13 protein-coding genes are annotated in these 17509 nt (G+C 46.7%); 6 read left to right on the top strand and 7 right to left on the bottom strand.

From position 1 onward, the window contains the following. The first annotated feature begins 381 nt into the window (after nucleotides 1-381). The 3 genes from WBG78_RS13890 to WBG78_RS13900 all read left to right on the top strand — a co-directional run bounded on the left by WBG78_RS13890 (nucleotide 382) and on the right by WBG78_RS13900 (nucleotide 3480). Nucleotides 382-2058, top strand: a complete 1677-nt coding sequence (locus tag WBG78_RS13890) for a PAS domain-containing sensor histidine kinase (protein ID WP_337327029.1) — start codon at nucleotides 382-384, stop codon at nucleotides 2056-2058. Continuing rightward, on the top strand, nucleotides 2055-2708 hold the full coding sequence (locus tag WBG78_RS13895; RefSeq protein ID WP_337327030.1) for a response regulator transcription factor: 654 nt from the start codon (nucleotides 2055-2057) through the stop codon (nucleotides 2706-2708). The genes WBG78_RS13890 and WBG78_RS13895 overlap by 4 nt, the downstream gene beginning before the upstream one ends. 115 nt (nucleotides 2709-2823) lie before the next feature. Next, on the top strand, nucleotides 2824-3480 hold the full coding sequence (locus WBG78_RS13900) for a hypothetical protein (RefSeq protein ID WP_337327031.1): 657 nt from the start codon (nucleotides 2824-2826) through the stop codon (nucleotides 3478-3480). Here the strand turns inward: WBG78_RS13900 and WBG78_RS13905 are convergent. The 4 genes from WBG78_RS13905 to WBG78_RS13920 all read right to left on the bottom strand — a co-directional run bounded on the left by WBG78_RS13905 (nucleotide 3446) and on the right by WBG78_RS13920 (nucleotide 11444). Further along, nucleotides 3446-4201 carry a hypothetical protein gene (locus WBG78_RS13905; RefSeq protein WP_337327032.1) on the bottom strand — a complete coding sequence of 252 codons (756 nt, stop codon included), beginning with the start codon at nucleotides 4199-4201 and terminating at the stop codon, nucleotides 3446-3448. The two genes, WBG78_RS13900 and WBG78_RS13905, sit on opposite strands and share 35 nt — an antisense overlap. Nucleotides 4202-4361: 160 nt before the next feature. Beyond that, the gene (locus WBG78_RS13910; protein WP_337327033.1) at nucleotides 4362-6455 is read right to left on the bottom strand and encodes a thioredoxin domain-containing protein; all 2094 of its coding nucleotides are present in this window, start codon (nucleotides 6453-6455) and stop codon (nucleotides 4362-4364) included. 8 nt (nucleotides 6456-6463) lie between these two features. Continuing rightward, a complete protein-coding gene (locus WBG78_RS13915) occupies nucleotides 6464-9823 on the bottom strand; it encodes a VCBS repeat-containing protein (protein ID WP_337327034.1) in 3360 nt (1119 codons plus the stop codon). 151 nt (nucleotides 9824-9974) lie between these two features. After that, entirely contained in the window at nucleotides 9975-11444 is a 1470-nt protein-coding gene (locus tag WBG78_RS13920; RefSeq protein ID WP_337327035.1) for a vanadium-dependent haloperoxidase, read from the bottom strand. A 370-nt stretch (nucleotides 11445-11814) separates the two neighbouring features. Here WBG78_RS13920 and WBG78_RS13925 point away from each other — a divergent pair, with 370 nt between their 5' ends. Further along, nucleotides 11815-12021, top strand: coding sequence for a hypothetical protein (locus WBG78_RS13925; protein WP_337327036.1), 207 nt, complete (start codon nucleotides 11815-11817; stop codon nucleotides 12019-12021). Nucleotides 12022-12110: 89 nt separating this feature from the next. Here WBG78_RS13925 and WBG78_RS13930 read toward each other — a convergent pair whose 3' ends face one another. From WBG78_RS13930 to WBG78_RS13940, 3 genes are all read right to left on the bottom strand, one after another. Then, a complete protein-coding gene (locus tag WBG78_RS13930) occupies nucleotides 12111-12515 on the bottom strand; it encodes a RidA family protein (RefSeq protein WP_337327037.1) in 405 nt (134 codons plus the stop codon). Nucleotides 12516-12910: 395 nt separating this feature from the next. Then, the gene (locus WBG78_RS13935; protein WP_337327038.1) at nucleotides 12911-15352 is read right to left on the bottom strand and encodes a glycoside hydrolase family 9 protein; all 2442 of its coding nucleotides are present in this window, start codon (nucleotides 15350-15352) and stop codon (nucleotides 12911-12913) included. Between the two features lie 280 nt (nucleotides 15353-15632). Beyond that, nucleotides 15633-16103 carry a GNAT family N-acetyltransferase gene (locus WBG78_RS13940; RefSeq protein WP_337327039.1) on the bottom strand — a complete coding sequence of 157 codons (471 nt, stop codon included), beginning with the start codon at nucleotides 16101-16103 and terminating at the stop codon, nucleotides 15633-15635. A 121-nt stretch (nucleotides 16104-16224) separates the two neighbouring features. On the opposite strand from WBG78_RS13940, the gene WBG78_RS13945 reads away from it, so the two are divergent. Both WBG78_RS13945 and WBG78_RS13950 read left to right on the top strand, forming a co-directional pair. Continuing rightward, nucleotides 16225-16476, top strand: a complete 252-nt coding sequence (locus WBG78_RS13945; RefSeq protein WP_337327040.1) for a hypothetical protein — start codon at nucleotides 16225-16227, stop codon at nucleotides 16474-16476. Between the two features lie 143 nt (nucleotides 16477-16619). Beyond that, complete coding sequence (locus WBG78_RS13950; RefSeq protein WP_337327041.1) at nucleotides 16620-17432, top strand: SMP-30/gluconolactonase/LRE family protein; 813 nt, start codon at nucleotides 16620-16622, stop codon at nucleotides 17430-17432. Nucleotides 17433-17509 lie beyond the last annotated feature (77 nt).

Raw genomic sequence — 17509 nt, forward strand, 5'->3', positions numbered from 1 at the left:
GTCGGGGTAATAAGGGTGAATGGCAGCCCATTCAGTTATGGAAGGATGAAGATGCGCAAGAGCTCCGTGTAAACCCCGATACTTTTTTCTTAGTAACCGATTGATGGCAACTGCAGCCCTATCCGGCGCAGCAAAAATTATCATGAAACAGGGGACGCCGTCAACAGAAAAACGGCCTTTCAGACCGTTGCCTTACCCATAACATAATAGACGTATCCTTCAGTTTTCTACCCGGTCTACACCTCTTTTCTTGCGGTCAAATCAGTTGGTAATAGACGACGAAAGTCCGTTTTCTATTGGCGATACTAGACACATAAATCTCAGCTTTTACCTCTTGGGCAACCAAAGGCATCCACATCCTTCGTCCAGTAACTTTAGTTCATGAACCCCCACCTGCTGACATCTCAGAATGTCAATTTTGGAATTGCTCTCTCACGCGACAACATCATCAACAAGTTCTTGCTTGCCAGCTCAGTGTTTGGTGTGATATACCTGGCAGTTACAATCTGGCGAGACCTTTCAGTTGGGATGGTATCGACCAATTCTACTGTCAATTTTATCACAACCGCGATACCGACAATACTGTGGCTGATACGTAACAGAATCACCTACAGCACCAAAGCCGTTTTGCTTTTTGTCACTTTTTTAGTTTCAGGAATTAAATCAGTTGTTCTGTTCGGTACCTACAGCAACAGCATGATCATGTTCTTCTGCTTCTGCTGTATCATCCTTGCCGGCTCACTCAATCTGAAGTTGAGTTTTATCGTGATGTTGGTGCTCAGTCTGATCATTCCGCTGAGGGGCTACCTGCATGTGGCCGGCATCTTTCCTATCGGCATCAATTCTCTTCAGATTGTTTCCGACAAACCCGCCTCATGGGTGCAGTTGTATATAACCTTCTTTGTAATGGCTTCTATTATTACACTCGGAGTCGGCCAACTTCGTACGGAAGTGTACAAATACATCGCCTTGCTTCAAAATAGTATCCGCGAACTGGAGGCAATGAATGACAAACTCACCAACGAGATCAGGATAAAGAACATCCTTCAGGAGAATCTCATTGTAAGTTCGCAGAAGTTCAGGAGCCTGTTTGAAAGTAGCCGCGACAGTGTAATCCTTCTCAACAACGAAGGTCATGTGGTCGAGGCCAATCCAGCAGCATGCGATCTCTCCGGATATTCATTACAGGAGCTTCAGGGAACAAGCATATTTCGCCTCGTCGATGTACCCTATCGCAAGGCGATGATACGCAACTTCACCATGCAAATCGAAGGTAGCCAGCAGACTGCCATAACAGAAATTACATTTATTACCAGGAACGGATCTACACTACCCGTTGAGATCAACAGCAACCTGATCCTGACGGAAGACCAGGTAATGATGTTGAGTACGATTCGTAATGTATCATTCCGAAAACAAGCCGAGAATGAAAAGTTCAATGCCGTGCTTGCTGCTGAAGAAAGGGAGCGAGAGCGTTTCTCCAAAGACCTTCATGATGATTTGGGTCCGGTATTCTCCACGGTGAATCTTTACCTGCAAACACTGAACAATAAAGAAATCGATTCCTCCAAGAAGGGTATTCTTGAGAAGCTTATCGGTATTGTTGACAGCGCTATCAAGCAAGTGCGTGAAATTTCGCACAATCTAAGTCCGTACCTATTACGAGATGCAGGAATTGAGAAGGCCATCGCCACACACCTGGCGAGGATAAAAGAAAGCACGAACCTCACGACTGAGTTTACAAGCGCTTTTGAGTCAGAGCAGCGCATTCCATCCAATGTCGAGATTGTGATTTATCGCGTCTTTCTCGAACTGCTCAACAACACTATTAAGCATTCGGGTGGAGACAAGGTGTGGATTACGATGAGAATGGCTTCACAAAAGCTACAGTTTACCTATACTGATAATGGTCGCGGATTCGACGTTCACAAAATGCGCGAAGAACGACTGGGTATCGGTCTGTTGAACATCGATAACCGTGTGAAGTCCATGGCGGGTATTATCCGATATCGCTATGAAAACAATGAAATGAAAGTAACTATAACAATTCCCGTATGACAAAACTTGTACTCGTTGATGATCACAAAATGTTCAGGGAAGGACTGCGGTTTGCATTGGGTCAGATAGAAGGAATGGAGGTTGTGGGAGAGGCCGACAATGGAAAAGCGTTTATTAAACTGCTTGAGCAATCCAGCCCTGACGTTGTGTTAATGGATATCAGTATGCCTCAGATGGATGGTGCCGAAGCCGCGGAACAGGCGCTGCGAATCAATCCTGACCTGAAGATTATAGCGCTTTCAATGTTCGGCGATTCCGAATATTACCAAAAAATGGTTTCAAAGGGGGTTAAAGGGTTTCTCATCAAGGAGACCGGGATAGACGAGCTCTCAAAAGCGATCGTTGCCGTACATCAGGGCGGAACCTACTTTTCGCAGCAGTTGCTCCAGAACATCATCATCAACATCACGAACCCGGTCGTCAGAAGTTCAAAGACGCGGATCGTTGATCTTACCCGTCGCGAGGAAGAAGTGCTGGAACTAATTTGCAAAGGCTACAGCAACAAAGAGATCGCAGACTCGCTTTTTATCAGCCAGAAAACGGTTGAAGGCCATAAGTCCAACATGATGGATAAAACAAATACCAAGAGCGCCATTAATCTTATGCTGTTCGCTCTGAAGCATGAACTCGTGAACATCGACCTTCTATAAGGGTAAACCCTTGCAAAAAACGGGAGCCAGAAGCCGCATTACAGGGAATTTTTCCAATGAAATTGGTCTGTATTCAAAGGATCTTTGCTAACGCCAAACAAACCAGTTTCTCCCGATGGCTGTTGCTGCCTTTTCCAAACGTTCATTTCTTCTTAAAATAAAGGGAACAACGATGTGCGTCGCACTCGTCTGTCTTTTTCTATCGGTCATTGTACCGCCACGTTACCGCGAAGTCTCCATACTGACATCATTAGTAACTTTATTAGTAGTGGCGCACTGGGTCAATACGAAACAAGCAGATGAACTGGAAGAGCTTAAGGCGCTGCTCGCTGTTAAAGACGAGCAAATCGCGGAGTACATGCACGCATTCGTGCATCAGATCGATCGGGCAAGAGAAGCCGGGTTAAAGGCCACAAAGCGCAATGAAAAGCTCGAACAGAAGGTGGCGGAACGGACCAAAGAACTGAAGATCAGAAATGCGCAGCTGCTGAAGTTTGCTTTCATGAACTCCCACGAGATACGTGGCCCTATCTGCAGACTCATGGGCTTACGGAATCTTCTCGCCATCACGCCCGATCCTGACGAAGCACGGCAACTTCAACATCACATCAGCTATTCGATTGACGAAATGGATCAAATTACCAGGCGCGCGACCAGATTGCTCACAGAAGCCTGCCCATTTACATATGATGAAGAATATTGCCAATACTTTTCGCTGGGCTCATTGCCAGCCAGAGCTACTTCATCAACCATGTCAGCACATCACCCATGAACTGCTGGCATTGATAGTTATTAACATTCTCCCATTGGTTCATGTACAAGCTTGACATTCCATCACCCATCGCCACAATGCGGCCACCTTTTGAAATTTCTTTATAAACGCCGAAGGTCGATTCATCGGTGTTTATAAAACAGAATGGAGTGCCGCCTTCAACAATGCGCGCTCCATGCACCGGAATTGACCAACGCTCCCTGGCAATTACGCCCGGCTTCGCATATCCACCTGAAGTCTGATTCGGATTGTTTTGCTTGAATTCAATGCCAAACTGTTTGACAATATCATTGATGTTGATCTGCTCCAACGTTCCCCAATAATCTTCATCCATAGTTATAAACAAACCTCCACCGTTTTTTACGAAATCAGTAATCGCCGTGACTTCACTTTGGTCGAACTTGCCGCCGGCTCCCTGAAGGAACAACACATTGACATCCTTAAGAGACTCAGTCGTAAACTTTCCCTTTTGGTAGCTGAGGGTGGCTTTCAAGTTATTAGCATTCTTAGTAAGCTCACCAGACATGTACTTAACGCGTTCGATCAGGTCGGGATTTTGCCCAGGCATATCGTTGGGATCATGCCAGAACTTCTGTCCATGGCCAACGTCTACGAGGATTTTCTTTTGATCTGTTTTCGATTGAGCAAAAGCATCGGTGAAAAGAATTAATGAAAAAAGACTTAACGCGACGCCTTTAATAAAGTTGAATTGCTGTTTCATGAGCATGGGATTGGTTGAGGATTCTTATTCAAGGATGATGCCGCAAAAGGAATGGTTTTGTAAGCTGCATTTCGGGTTTCAATTTAAACGGGTGTCCAGTAGCGCATAACTGTGTTCGAATGCGGAATGTTTAAAATTCAAATGGCAGCTGGTAAATCGCTCACTTCAGTTGCCGCACTGCTTCTACAACTTCCTCAACAGGGAACTTGCACACCTTGTTTCTGCAAACGTATATCATCGTCTTACCTGAGACCTTTTTATTCTCAAGCAACGGCAGGTTCTCCTCCTCGCCGCCGCTAATCACTACGGTGGGAAGATACGCTTTCATCAGTTCATCTCTCCTTGTTCCGGCTTCAGGACCAACAATCGCCACTTCATAGGGATCGCTTTCGCCAAGGCCTTTCAACTTCGCCCAACTGGCGTAGAATGGACCCTGCCCAGTAAGCATGGCCGACATAACGTCAACCATATGCGCTGATGTCTTTTGATAGCGTTGATCCTGATAGTACTCTCCCAGAAGAAAAAGCGCTTCTGCGAACACGGCATTTGAGGAGGGGATAACCTCATCAGCTGTTTCGATTTTTTTTGCGAGCTGTTGTGTTGATTTGTTAAGACTATAATAAAAAAGCCCGGTGTGTTCATCCCGGAAGTTAGACAATACATAATCGGCGAGAAGACGAGCGCGGTTGAGATATGCGATGTCAAATGTAGACTGGTAGAGTTTAATAAGCGCACGACAGAGAAATGCATAATCGTCCAGGAACGCCTCAATAGGAGGATGTTCTTTGTCCTTTGTACGAACCAGGCGACCATCTTTATCAATACGATCGTCCTGCAGCGCGTTGACCGCTCCGATGGCTGACCTGAGATACGCTTCCTCCCCGAACGCGCTAAACGCCTGCAGATATCCCTCGATCATCAACGCATTCCACGCAGTGAGAACTTTGTCGTCGGTAGTCGGCCGAACCCGGCGATTTCTGATAGTTAACAAGGCTGCTTTTGAGTGAAGTAGTCCCTTCGCTTGTGCGGTCGTCAGCTCATGATCCGGTGATGATGGCGTTTGACCTAAAGACTCTACGTCACTTTTGTACAACACATTCATGCTATTTTCCCAGTTTCCACCAGCCGTAACGTTGAACGTCTTTGAAAACACATTCGCTTCAGCACCCAGGGCATCGTCGATCTCCTTCTTCCTCCAAACATAAAATACACCCTCTTCTCCTTCGCTATCAGCATTGATCGAGGAATAGAACAAGCCATCTTCGCGCGTGAGTTCGGCGTTAACAAATGCCAGCGTCTCTCTTACTACCGTTTCATATTGTGGTTCTTTCGTGAGTTGATATGCTTCAGAGTACAGTTTGACCAGCTGAGCGTTGTCATATAACATCTTTTCAAAATGTGGAATCCGCCAGATTGAATCGGTGGAGTAGCGGGCAAATCCGCCGCCTAGATGATCATAAATTCCACCACGGCTCATAGCGTTAAGGGTAGTTAAAGCCAACTTCAATGACGAGCTGTCTTTCGTCGTATAGTGAGCCTGAAGCATAAATTCCCAAATTACAGGCATGGGGAACTTCGGTGCACCTGAAAGTCCGCCACGATTAGAGTCGAAGAATGGCTTCCAGTCTGCAAGGATATCCTTCTGAGAAACCGTAGACTTCGAAACACTATCAAGTGCCGGCATCCAGGCATCCTGGGCACGTACATTTTGCATGATTGCCGCAGCCTGCTTTCTCAATGATCGTTCATCATCCGCATACGTCCGGGCCACCTGATTGATCAACTGCATCCATTGATCTTTCGGAAAGTAAGTAGAAGCAAAAAAGGGTCGGCCATCCGGAAGGGCAAAGGCATTCAGCGGCCATCCAGCATTACCAGAAATCAGTTGAGCAGCGTCTATAAAGATCTGATCGATGTCTGGTCGTTCCTCACGGTCGATTTTGACGCACACAAAATTTTCATTCATAATGCGTGCAACGGCCGTGTCCATGAATGTTTCGGCCTCCATCACATGACACCAGTGGCACGACGCATACCCGATGCTAACCAACAACGGCTTGCCCTCCCGTTGTGCCCGTGTTAAGGCTTCATCTCCCCATTCGTACCAATCCACAGGGTTGTCGGCATGCTCTCTCAAATAAGGGCTGCTGGCATTCGCCAGACGATTGGTGAATGAGTTGCTTTTCGAGCCGCAGCCAATCAGGCCGCAGCAAAAAAGAACAAGTCCAATTCTCAGCATCAGGTGAGGACTCATACCAGCGTTCACTTTACAGCGACGGTTCTGTGACCGTCCTTCCGAACTGCAAACATCCGCAGCTTGTCATTGTTCGAAGCAACGACAATTGTATTTCCATTGACAGACTTCAATTGGTGCGCATCCTTGACATTATACGGAACAAAAAATCCGCTCTCCGTCGACTTCAACACTCTGAACTTAAGATCTCCCAGGCCTTTCATATAGAATCCGGGCGACCCGTCTGCAGGCGTAGTTTCCACCTCAGTGTCAAACTTGTTTCCTGCAAGAAGAATATCCTTGATACCGTCGCCGTCGAAGTCGTCGACGATAATCGAGTTAACAACTGATACCTGCACATCGACGGGCAACTTCCGGCTGCGAAGTTTACCTCCTTCATTTATCATCAACACACTGGAGAACAGAGTCGCCTTCTTATTCACCGCCTGTTTAATTCCATCACCTATTATTCCGGGAAGGTCTGAGTTGGCGAAGTCCCGGAACGTTGGAAACTTCTCCGCTATGACGGGCATTTGCTGTGAGGTGCACTCCCGTCCCCGAATCGGCACAAGCATTGAGTCGGTTAAATATCGCGCCAGGAAGATGTCATTCGTCCCGTTGTGATCAAAGTCGTCGGCATAAACCTGGAATGGCTTCTCAACTGATGCCTTGAACTTGTAGTTCTCACCGATGTTACCCGCGATCAGATCCTGATCACCGTCACCATCGATATCGTCTGCCGTGATGGTGCTCCACCAGCCTGAAGTCTCCTCACTGATAAAGTCTTTGGAAACATCCTTCATTCTTCCATTGACATGAGAAAAAACGGTGACAGGCATCCATTCACCTACAACGATCAACTCAGGACTTCCATCGCCATCCAGATCGGCCGTTGTTGCCGAACTTACCATTCCCACCTTTGCCAATTCGGGTGCGATTTCAGCAGTCCGATCGATGAGTCGGCCTTTGTCATTTACCAACAGGTAGCTCGAGGGTGGCGATGGATACTTGTGAGCAACCACCTGACCTCCGCGAAAAAGATCCATGTCTCCATCCTTATCAAAATCTATTGGCACCACGCATGATCCACTGCTTTTAGTATCGATCATTTGCGCCTTGCCAAAGTTGCCCTTGCCATCGTTCAGATACAGACGGTCTTTATATCTCGGTGAACCTTCATCGAATTCCGCTCCTCCGCTACTTACATAAAGATCGAAGTCGCCATCACCGTCGAAGTCCTGCATGACTGAACCCATGTCTTCAAAACCTTTGTCTGCTTCGAATGACGACGTTGATTTTTTAACGTATTGAGAATTTCGTTGTAAATACAGCGCGCCCGACTGACCACTAGCCCCACCGATGTAAAAGTCGTCACTGCCATCACGATCAACATCGCCGACTGAGATAAACGGTCCATTGCGTGAAAACATGTGTGGAAGTAGTACCTGATCAGCGTACTCGTCTACTTTGTTCTCCTTATGCACGAAAGGAGCAGACAAGGCCTGTGTTGTTGATTCAGTGAACGGCAACAGCGAGGGCTGCTTTTTTAACTGAGCGGGCCGGGCTGCGATATAACTAACTTTCAGCGTTTGGTTTGCCTTCGTTTGAGCAAGAGTATTTTCCTTTCCATCCGGCCAGTGAACCACGATACTGTCAACAGCAGTAACATCAGCGAGTCCGAAATGTACGATCGGTTCGTTGGATGAAAGAAACCCGCGCACGGTCTTGTTTTGAAAGTGCTGCAACTTGTTGTTGTAGTAGATAGTCACCTTAGCATCTATGCCATCGCGATTTCCGGCCGGACCTTCGAGTTTCACCTTCAGATAATTTGTCTTGCCCGCTGATGTATTCTCATAAACAAACGCCTCATCGTCGAGGTTATTGATCACCATGTCCAGATCGCCGTCATTGTCGAGGTCGCCAACGGCCGCGCCATTGGAAAAGCTCACCTCGTTAAAACCCCAAAGCGTTCCTGTATTTTGGAACGTAAGATCTCCCCTGTTCCGGAACAAATAGTTCTTCACCTTGATCGGCTCATAGTTTTCTATAAACCCCTTGAAGTCATTTTCAAGCATTTCCATTGGTGAATTGTACTTGCCCCGGTTTGCTTTTGCAAACTCGGTCAGTTTAGATGCCACGTCGCCGTCGAACACGTCGCGGCGATAGCCATTGGCAACAAAGAGATCGCGGTTGCCGTCGTTATCAAAGTCCGACAACAGGCATGACCAGCTCCACTCCGTTTTTGCCACGCCGGAGAGTTGAGATATCTCACTGAAGAACAGATTGCCCTGATTCAAATGGAGCGCATTATGCATGTACTGCTTGTGCATTCCGGCATCGACAATTGCATTGAACCCGGCCACATCCATGGAGGGCATCGATATGCGCGACCTCTTGTAGTCTTCCGGAAGCATTTCGCTCACCATGATGTCTTCCAGGCCATCGTTGTTGATGTCAGCAATGTCGGTACCCATCGAGTACATCGAGATATGATTCGTGGCCTTCTTGATCTCTTCCTTAAATGTTCCGTTGCCCTGATTGATATACATATAATCTCCCTCGGCAAAGTCGTTAGCAACGAATATGTCGGTATAGCCATCGTTGTTCAGGTCTGAAGTAACAACGCTGAGAGCATAACCGAAATTACTATTGATACCTGCCTGGAGCCCGATTTCTTTGAACTTGCCATTATCGTTTCTGTACAGCTTATCGCGACTCGATGTTGGCGATAATCTTTTCTGGCGAATCATCTCCGTCAGCGGAAGATCGAATGAGTCAGGCCGGTTGGTTACATACGCATCAAGATCGTTGTCGTTATCCATGTCAAAGAACGAAGCGTGAATGGAGTACCCCGCTTCATCGAGACCAAAATCCTTTGCCTGTTCTTTGAAGGTGAGGTTTCCCTGATTGATGAACAGCAGGTTTCTCCGGTCGGTTTCTTTGTCGTGCCAGCCGCCCTTGCTAACGTAGATGTCAACAAAGCCGTCGCCATTCACGTCCACCATAGTCACACCGTTGTTCCATCGGCCGTTTCCTGCAACGCCGGCGCTTTCGGTGATGTCTTTAAACTTCATGCCACCCTGATTGAGGTACAGCTTGTTCGGCACCTCGTTCCCGGTAAAATATACGTCCGTGAGTCCGTCGTTATTGATGTCGGCCAGACCGACACCGCCTCCGTTGTACACGTAGGCAAAGTAGTCGAAGTAGTTGTTGATGTTCTCGTCGACGCGGTTAGCGAACGTGATGCCACTATGCGATGACTCAACTTTCTTAAACAGCGCTTCAGCAGATGCCGAAGTTGTAGCGGCCGGCTTTACGGCGCCCTCCTTTTGACACCCGCATATGGCGAGCAATATTGATGTAGTAGCTATGCCTGTATAAATCCTCATAAACAAATAAATCTACCTAAACCATACTCAGATTGTTAGTAAAGCAATGCGTAAGGCGCCTTTAGCGATGTCACCAATTCGGAGCACCATATCCTTCACCTAAGCCAGTATTCATCTGAAAGTACTCACGATTCATCTGAGTACTCTCAATTTATCTGGAAGTATTCTCAGCAACAGCAGAGGACACATGTTTCATGTATTTACTCCATACCTGATGTGCAACGCCCCTGCCTAGCTTCAATCCTTCAACATTGTCTGCCTGTATATGATAACCTCCCAACACACGCGATTGCCCGGCCATGTTTGCAGTTTCCGTCAAGGTTGGAAAGTTGATTGTAACGCTATCGCCGACATGTTCGGGTTCCGTCAATGCGCCGGGCAGCAGCCTTACCGTTAAATCAAAGTCATCATTCTTAGTGAACAGTTTTAACACTTCAGCACATGCCCCGCTTACACAACTATGTCCTGAAACATAACTTGGAAAGGGGGGACATAAGAACGTATCCGGTGAATAGGGCCGCCACTCTGACCCCTTAAACGATGTCATGCCAACGGTTGGGCCACCCCAACCTTTGATCATTTCATTTTGATAGTAATCATGAACCAACTGGTAGGGTCTCGCAAAATCATAATACATCTTTGCATCCCAGGCGGCAATGAACGCATCCATTGCAGCCGTCTCCACGAGGAAATACATCTTTACATCTTCATCCAGCGTATGGTGATCGCGTGCCGAAACATGCTGAGCAAAAACCAACCAATGTCCCGCCTGCTGCACCGACTTCGGCCCGTCTCTCATGAATTCAACTAACGCTTTCTGTTCGTTAGTAAGCCTGGATTGAAGGTCGACAACTTCCTTCACCTCGGTTTCAAGTTGTTTCGAACCTATGGCAGGGGGTGGACCGGGCCGCAACTGCGACGGAGAATCAAGAGCAAAGGGCGTCACCTTCGACCAGTGAGGAGTAAGACACGCGGGACAAAACTTCCCGCCCTTTCCGTCTGCAAAGTACTTCGGCTGCCATCGACTGATGTTGACGAGCTTGTCCGCCGTATTCATCGGAACATATCCTGTATAGTCGGCATAACGCGTTCCATCAGAGTTTGACATGGTACCACGTTCATTAGAACCATCATTGCTCCTTGCTTTAATCGTTGCTAAAGCTGAAAGATTTCCAATGCCCGTTGGAGTCGTCGGATCAAGCGAATGATCTTCGGGATCAAATCCCAGTTCACGCATCTTGTCTTTAAGAAAAAGTGAATCTGAAAAATAATACTCTTTCATCGCGCGATACGCAGCGTAGCTGATCGCCTTCTCTTTGTTGGCAAGCGTGTGCTCGTCTGAAGATCGTCTTTCAACTGACGTTGCGTAAACGGGGGTTGCAGTATCATCGTACCTGCTCCAGGAATCGAATACAGAGATCCATATCAGCGCGAGGATCCGTGATGTTACGGTTGGCCGTGGCCGAAAACGCTCCGTGTCCCTGGCCGTGCACTCCAACGCAATCTTTGCCCATCGATATGCGACATTGTTTTCTCCCAAGGGTTCTGGCACCCGTTCAGACGAGCGCGAACAAGCGCTGATAGCAAGCACAACAGCAAGAATAATTGGTCCAGGTTTCATTGGGGGAGGCCATATGGCCAGCAATGGCTAATATATCAAAATATTCAATCGATTGCACAGAAGAATAAACGATGGTGTTTTCGTGCTCTTGCCTGGGAGACAATGCAAATGGGCCTCGGGAAAGGACTGAGGATTCTTAAATCAAGAATCAGCATTTAGAAGTAATTCCGGATCGAGGAAAAATACCCCGCAATCGTTCTCTGTATTGCAAACATTAGACCACTTGCGGATGATGGTTCCCACGTGAACATCCAACGACCACGCTATCCGACTACTCGTCGCCGAATTCCGACGGTCTGTCTACACGCCCATAATACCGGCAAAGCATGGCGCGTTAATTGTCCAGTATAATGAAAACATTTTTTTTGATATGGAACTCGGTTCAATGATTCAACGCTCTCTCAAATTACAGGATATACGCGTCGTTCTTCAACGCTATTTCAACAATGCTTGCTCTGAAGATGAATTGTCGCTCGTACACTATTGGTACACATTGTTGACCAAGCGCTGCTACGATCGTGACGAATTATTCGTTTCACTGGAAGAACGCATCTGGGCTAAAGTCAGCTGCAATTAAAGACAGAGTGAGGAACAGTGTGAGAGTGAAATCAGGGTGAGGGTGAACCACGTTCTTCAGCCTGATTACATTGTTTGATTTAATAGCTCTTACTTCCTGAATGCGACGGCCTCGATCTCAACGAGGTAGTCGGGATTGGCAAGACCTGCCACAACAACCCCAGTAATAACCGGCGGATTGCTGAGCTTCTTCAAAAAGCCCTGCGCCCCCTGGAACCCCTTCAGCACGTCCTGGCCTTGTACAATGTAAATCGTCAGCTTGAACAGATCGTCCAAGGCTGCATGGCAAGACTTTAGCGCAACCTCTATATTCTTAAGTATATATTCGGTTTGCGCCGCGATGTCGCCCTTGCCGACAATCTTTAAGTCTTTCGTTATTGCATTCTGCCCACCAATGTAGATGGTTGTGCCCTCGCCTCTCGTCATCGCGATTTGAGAGAAAGCCGGGTTCTTCATTAGTTCATCCGGATTTAGAAACTCAATGCCTGATTTCATAACGATTCATTTTAAATTGATTTTCTCAACTGTGTGTTCAACGGATAAGTTATACGTAGAACACCTATTAAAATGTAACCGGCAATTACTAAGCCAGCGAAGAGAGACAATGAAGAAATGAGGTTTTAAACAACTGAACGCGAGGCAACGCCGAACGAATGAGCCCGCACGACTGACAAACAAGTAACATCAAGTGATTGATTCTTAACAACCATTGGCAAGTCTATTGTGTCAGGGAATCCCCGAATGCGGTGATGTTCATCAACTCAAATAGATGACTAGTGTGTTTCTGGTTGCCCGTCTATCAACATTAGTCGTCTATTAAAGCGTCAAGTCAATGTAGCACGTGATATCTGATACATCCTGTCAGCTAAAAACCAAAGAATTAATTCGAATTAAAACTCAGCGATCAGAGACATCCATCTTGCAGCCGGTGCACCCCATAGCTCCTTGTAAGTCGCCGTGTTGAACTGTGGCCAGTAAGGCTTGTCATCATTAAACCTCGACTGCATGCCCACGGGTATGCCTCCCACTGTCTCACCAGGCAACGCCGTATAGAGCTGAGGATAGTTGCTTCCCTCGCCCCAGATGATCGACTGGCCAAACGGATTCTTTCCTACTATCCAGAACAATTGTTCTTCTGCAATGTTCATCAGTTCCTTGTCACGCAGAAACTTCCCGGCCAATGCGGCAGCCTTTCCTGTCGACAAATGCACCGCCGCGTTTCCTCTGAATGAGAACCACACGGGAAATACGCGCAGATAGTGCTCGTTGTCGAGCTTCACGCCGTTCTCAAGTTGTTCTTTGTAGTCTTTACCTGCACCCTTAAAGATGCCCACCTGTACTTTATAAAAGTTTATGGAGTCTTTTACTTCATTTATGTTGTAGACTCCGCTTGGTGCCAACCCATATGGCTTGACGAATTGCATGGTTGTCTTAAGGTAGTCGCCGAACAATTTGATTGATGCTGCCCATTTGGAGTAATCCGGATGATCAGGCTGTGTTTCGCATAGGGTTGTCAATGCCTGCATAAACACCTGGTCGCGTGATTGGTGCGTATAGTGCACGATGGACTTCCTATTCAAGTCGCGGTAAAAGAAGCCACGCGTTTTATTATCACCCAAAGGCTCTGTTCGCTGGCATTGTAAAGTATACTGTATTGCTTTCGCTGCTTCTTCTGCGTAGTACTTGCTACCGGTTAACTTAAATAATAAGCTTGCTGTGAACGAGAGGTTCGCAGAATACTGACTGTTTGATGCCATTGCCGCGTGATCACCTCCGCCGCCGATACTGCTGATGTCGTTGAACGACAGGCTGTCGAAACGCTTCTTCGCAAAAGCAAAGTCTTCGATCGCTACCTTTTGCAAGTAGGTTTTCAACATCGGATCATTCGAAAGGTTCATTGCTGCATATGCTTCGACGCCTGCAAATACGAAATTCTCAAAACCTCTGTTATGTACACGAACCTTACGCCTTCTCGTTGAGTCATCTTTCGTATTGATATAGCCATCGGTCCAGAGATTTGTACCCCATGTCTGCGCACGATAGCCGTCGCCAAGACGAGACTTCAGAATACAATCCACGCCCCACTCTGCTTCTTCCTGCAACCTTATATAAAGAGGAGCGTTTCCTTTTTCTTTCGCCCGGTTTGCCATTTCCAGAAGTGAGAATATGATCTCGCCAGACTGCACCACTTGCTGTGACATATCGGCCGCGTCGTGCCATCCGCCACTGAACGGGAAGATGCTATCCTTATAAACTGCGTGCAGATCGCTATGACAAGCCCCGTGCTTACCAGGAACCGGATAGCCACACCGTTCGCAAAAGATGAAGTTCAGCACACGCCAGGCCGAATTGTCCCAAATGTTCGAGCTGATGTAAAAAGGTTGTGTGGTTACTGAACCTACCCGCAGCAAATATTGCCCCTCCTTCTTAAAGTCACTGAAATCGATGGTTTCGAATGTTCCGATCGAACCCTTCTGTGACTTTAATTTACCTTCATATACAACACCATTGCTTGTGTTGTCAACCAGCTGAAAACGTCCGTCGTTATTCTTTACATTCACGATTGCCGACTTTGCGCTCTCCACGCCGTAGCCTGTAGTCGAATACACAATCCTGTTTTGTGCGGGCATCCATCCCGTTGCAACCTCAGGATCTTCGATTGTCTGAAGAGAAACTGCATCAATATCAAACTTCAATGAATCACCCATGGTGCGTTCCTTGCCGAATATTTCCATCGCGAACGACAGTTTCGTCACCTTATCACGAGGAAGGGCCGGCATTTCGACATAACATTCGTTCCATTGGCCATTGATCAGGTTGATCTCGTGAATTCCCTCGCGCTCATATTTATCGGGCACTTTTGTCTTTCCATCATTTTCGACAATGAGGTTCAGATAAATGCTCCTCGCTCCTTCGCAATGAGGATAAATATAGAAGTGTATACGGTTATACTTCTCCCAGTTCGCACCGCCTACGTCGAAGGTCGCCATGGACGTACCAAGGCCAATACCCCAGTTAAGGAAGGTGGCATTGGTGGTTTGCCCTACAAGCCGCAGACTCCGCTTGCCACTTATACTCCTTTCGTCTGTAAGGCGCATTCCTCCGAATCCTTTGTGCGACCATTTGTTCAATGTCTCCATGTCAACCAGCATCGCCGAGGCCAGTACCTTCTTTTTCAGCCCGGCAGATTCCAATGATTTACTATAGTCGAGCGGCAAAGGTGAATGCAGATAGCCGCTTTCGATGATGTCTTTCCTTAACTTATCATCGATCTGAGCAATAAGTGAGGTGAAGGTCACAAGCGTGAGCGCGATCGCAAGAAGCGTTCTCATGAAATTTGGTTTTGAAGGTGGGATGAGATGTCTTTTGTATTTGATGCCATCCATACTGGCGGTCCAAAGTAAATGGTGTGTACAAAGCACATTTCAAAAATGACAATCATTAACAATTATCTTTCTGACCAATGGTGTTTCGGGCCAGTAAGCGGTATGTGTCGCTCATGTACTTCTCAATCCCGAACTCTGCCTCCCTGTTTGATAGAACGAATGCTGTCTGGATCACGCACATTATGTTGTGCATGTGCTTTGTGTGAAGGTATTGAGTGATATGAAACTAATTCGAAAGGTCGGTTCTCATCAACAACATGTGCGGCTTGAAACCCTCTTTTTCATATGCGCGCTTTGCCCTAACGTTGTCGTCATAAACCTCAAGTCTCAATTCAAAGATGTTACGTGCGCGTGACCAGGCCTTCAGTGCATCGAGAATCAAATGATTTGCACCCTTGCCGCGATACTCAGGGCGCACGAAGATCAAACCAACATAACAGAACTGAACATGACGTAGGTAGTCCTTCGCGTTTCTGATCTGACCGTATCCACAACCAATGAGGCTGCCATCGGCAACTGCCACGACTAATTCCGAATCGGTTGATGCGATGATACTCGGAATATCATGATACTGAAGTTCTCCGTCCTTCAGAGTAGGATCAAAAGGACGTTCAGCCTGAACAATACCTTGCTGAAATTCAAGCAAGGTGGGCAGATCATCCATTGTCGCGGATCGAATCGTTATCTGAGGCACCATAATACGCAGTCCTGATAAACCTGGAAGGACTGTCCTTTATGGAAAATTATAACATAATGACCTTTAAACAATGGCGTATTTAAGCTTGCTCCTTAAATTTCCAATCCAAAACAGATTGCATATGTTCAACGGGCCCGACTTTCCAAAAGCTCTTGATGAAGAAGTATTCAACACCTGGCTTGAAGCTGGCAGACTGGACAAGCTCGGCTATCAATATCTGGTTGTTATTTGGGATGAATATGACAATGAGTATCGCCCAAACTACGTAAAGAATCGCGACGAGATTGAGCAGTATGAGAGGTATAAATCGTCGGTGGGACGAGAATCGCTGATCGCGGCATACGATCTTTATTCAGAATCTAAGGTTTATTGAACACCTTCCAGATACCAATATTGTTCAGGCCAAATCTCAGTAGAAACAAATTGGTTTCACTTCGGGTCTGGCATTTCGGGTAAATCGGCTACTTTCGTCATTGTCAATTTAGGGTTATTCAAAAAATTACTTTAACAATGTTTATGAAATTCGCGTTATCAGTTCTGTTTTTATCGATCGCTCTGGCGACACAGGCACAACATACTCTTGAAAAAATTTGGGAAAGCGACACCACTTTGGCAGTACCCGAATCGGTTCTCTTTGAAAAAAACGGGTTATACGTAGCCCTCATTGATGGTTCGCCCTGGGACGCCGATGGCAAAGGAAGCATTGGCCGTCTTGACAAAAACGGAAAGATCATCAACGCAACCTGGGCAACCGGGTTGAATGCACCAAAGGGAATGGGCATCCACGATAAAAAGCTTTATGTCGCCGATATCTCCGACGTTGCCGTTATCGGCACTGAAACAGGAAAGATTGAATCAAGAATTTCAGTAGAAGGCGCAACCGGATTAAACGACATCACCATCGACAAGAAGGGCACTATCTACGTTTCTGATTCCAAACTTGGAAACGTACACAAGATTACTAAGGGAAAGGCTGAACTCTATCTGAGTGGACTCAAAGGTGTAAACGGACTTAAAGCCGTAGACAATGATTTGTATATACTTACTGCTAATGACGTATTAAAGGCTGATGCCAGTAAGAAGCTGACAACAATTGCCACAACAGAAATGGGAGGCGATGGTATTGAGCCCGTTGGTAAGGGAGACTATGTTATCTCATGCTGGCCTGGCTTGATCTATTATATGGACAAGGACGGAAAGCTGGAAGTAATGCTGGACACGCGCGAGCAAAAAAGAAACACCGCCGACATTGGATACGATCCGTCATCGAAGACAGTTTATGTGCCAACTTTCTTTAAGAAGTCCGTTGTCGCTTACAAGCTGAAGTAGCTGATAAAAAAATAATAGTACGGGCTGCGCATGTCACCACCAGGTATCATGCGCAGCTTTTGCTTTTTGGAAAAAAT

This window comes from Chryseolinea sp. T2 (assembly GCF_037203685.1).
Taxonomy (GTDB): domain Bacteria; phylum Bacteroidota; class Bacteroidia; order Cytophagales; family Cyclobacteriaceae; genus Chryseolinea.

Coding starts and splice junctions, on each gene's coding strand:
- WBG78_RS13950 (WP_337327041.1), top strand. CDS start 16,620: ATGAAATTCGCGTTATCAGTTCTGTTTTTATCGATCGCTCTGGCGACA.
- WBG78_RS13890 (WP_337327029.1), top strand. CDS start 382: ATGAACCCCCACCTGCTGACATCTCAGAATGTCAATTTTGGAATTGCT.
- WBG78_RS13930 (WP_337327037.1), bottom strand. CDS start 12,515: ATGAAATCAGGCATTGAGTTTCTAAATCCGGATGAACTAATGAAGAAC.
- WBG78_RS13910 (WP_337327033.1), bottom strand. CDS start 6,455: ATGAGTCCTCACCTGATGCTGAGAATTGGACTTGTTCTTTTTTGCTGC.
- WBG78_RS13920 (WP_337327035.1), bottom strand. CDS start 11,444: ATGAAACCTGGACCAATTATTCTTGCTGTTGTGCTTGCTATCAGCGCT.
- WBG78_RS13925 (WP_337327036.1), top strand. CDS start 11,815: ATGGAACTCGGTTCAATGATTCAACGCTCTCTCAAATTACAGGATATA.
- WBG78_RS13895 (WP_337327030.1), top strand. CDS start 2,055: ATGACAAAACTTGTACTCGTTGATGATCACAAAATGTTCAGGGAAGGA.
- WBG78_RS13905 (WP_337327032.1), bottom strand. CDS start 4,201: ATGAAACAGCAATTCAACTTTATTAAAGGCGTCGCGTTAAGTCTTTTT.
- WBG78_RS13900 (WP_337327031.1), top strand. CDS start 2,824: ATGGCTGTTGCTGCCTTTTCCAAACGTTCATTTCTTCTTAAAATAAAG.
- WBG78_RS13945 (WP_337327040.1), top strand. CDS start 16,225: ATGTTCAACGGGCCCGACTTTCCAAAAGCTCTTGATGAAGAAGTATTC.
- WBG78_RS13940 (WP_337327039.1), bottom strand. CDS start 16,103: ATGGTGCCTCAGATAACGATTCGATCCGCGACAATGGATGATCTGCCC.
- WBG78_RS13935 (WP_337327038.1), bottom strand. CDS start 15,352: ATGAGAACGCTTCTTGCGATCGCGCTCACGCTTGTGACCTTCACCTCA.
- WBG78_RS13915 (WP_337327034.1), bottom strand. CDS start 9,823: ATGAGGATTTATACAGGCATAGCTACTACATCAATATTGCTCGCCATA.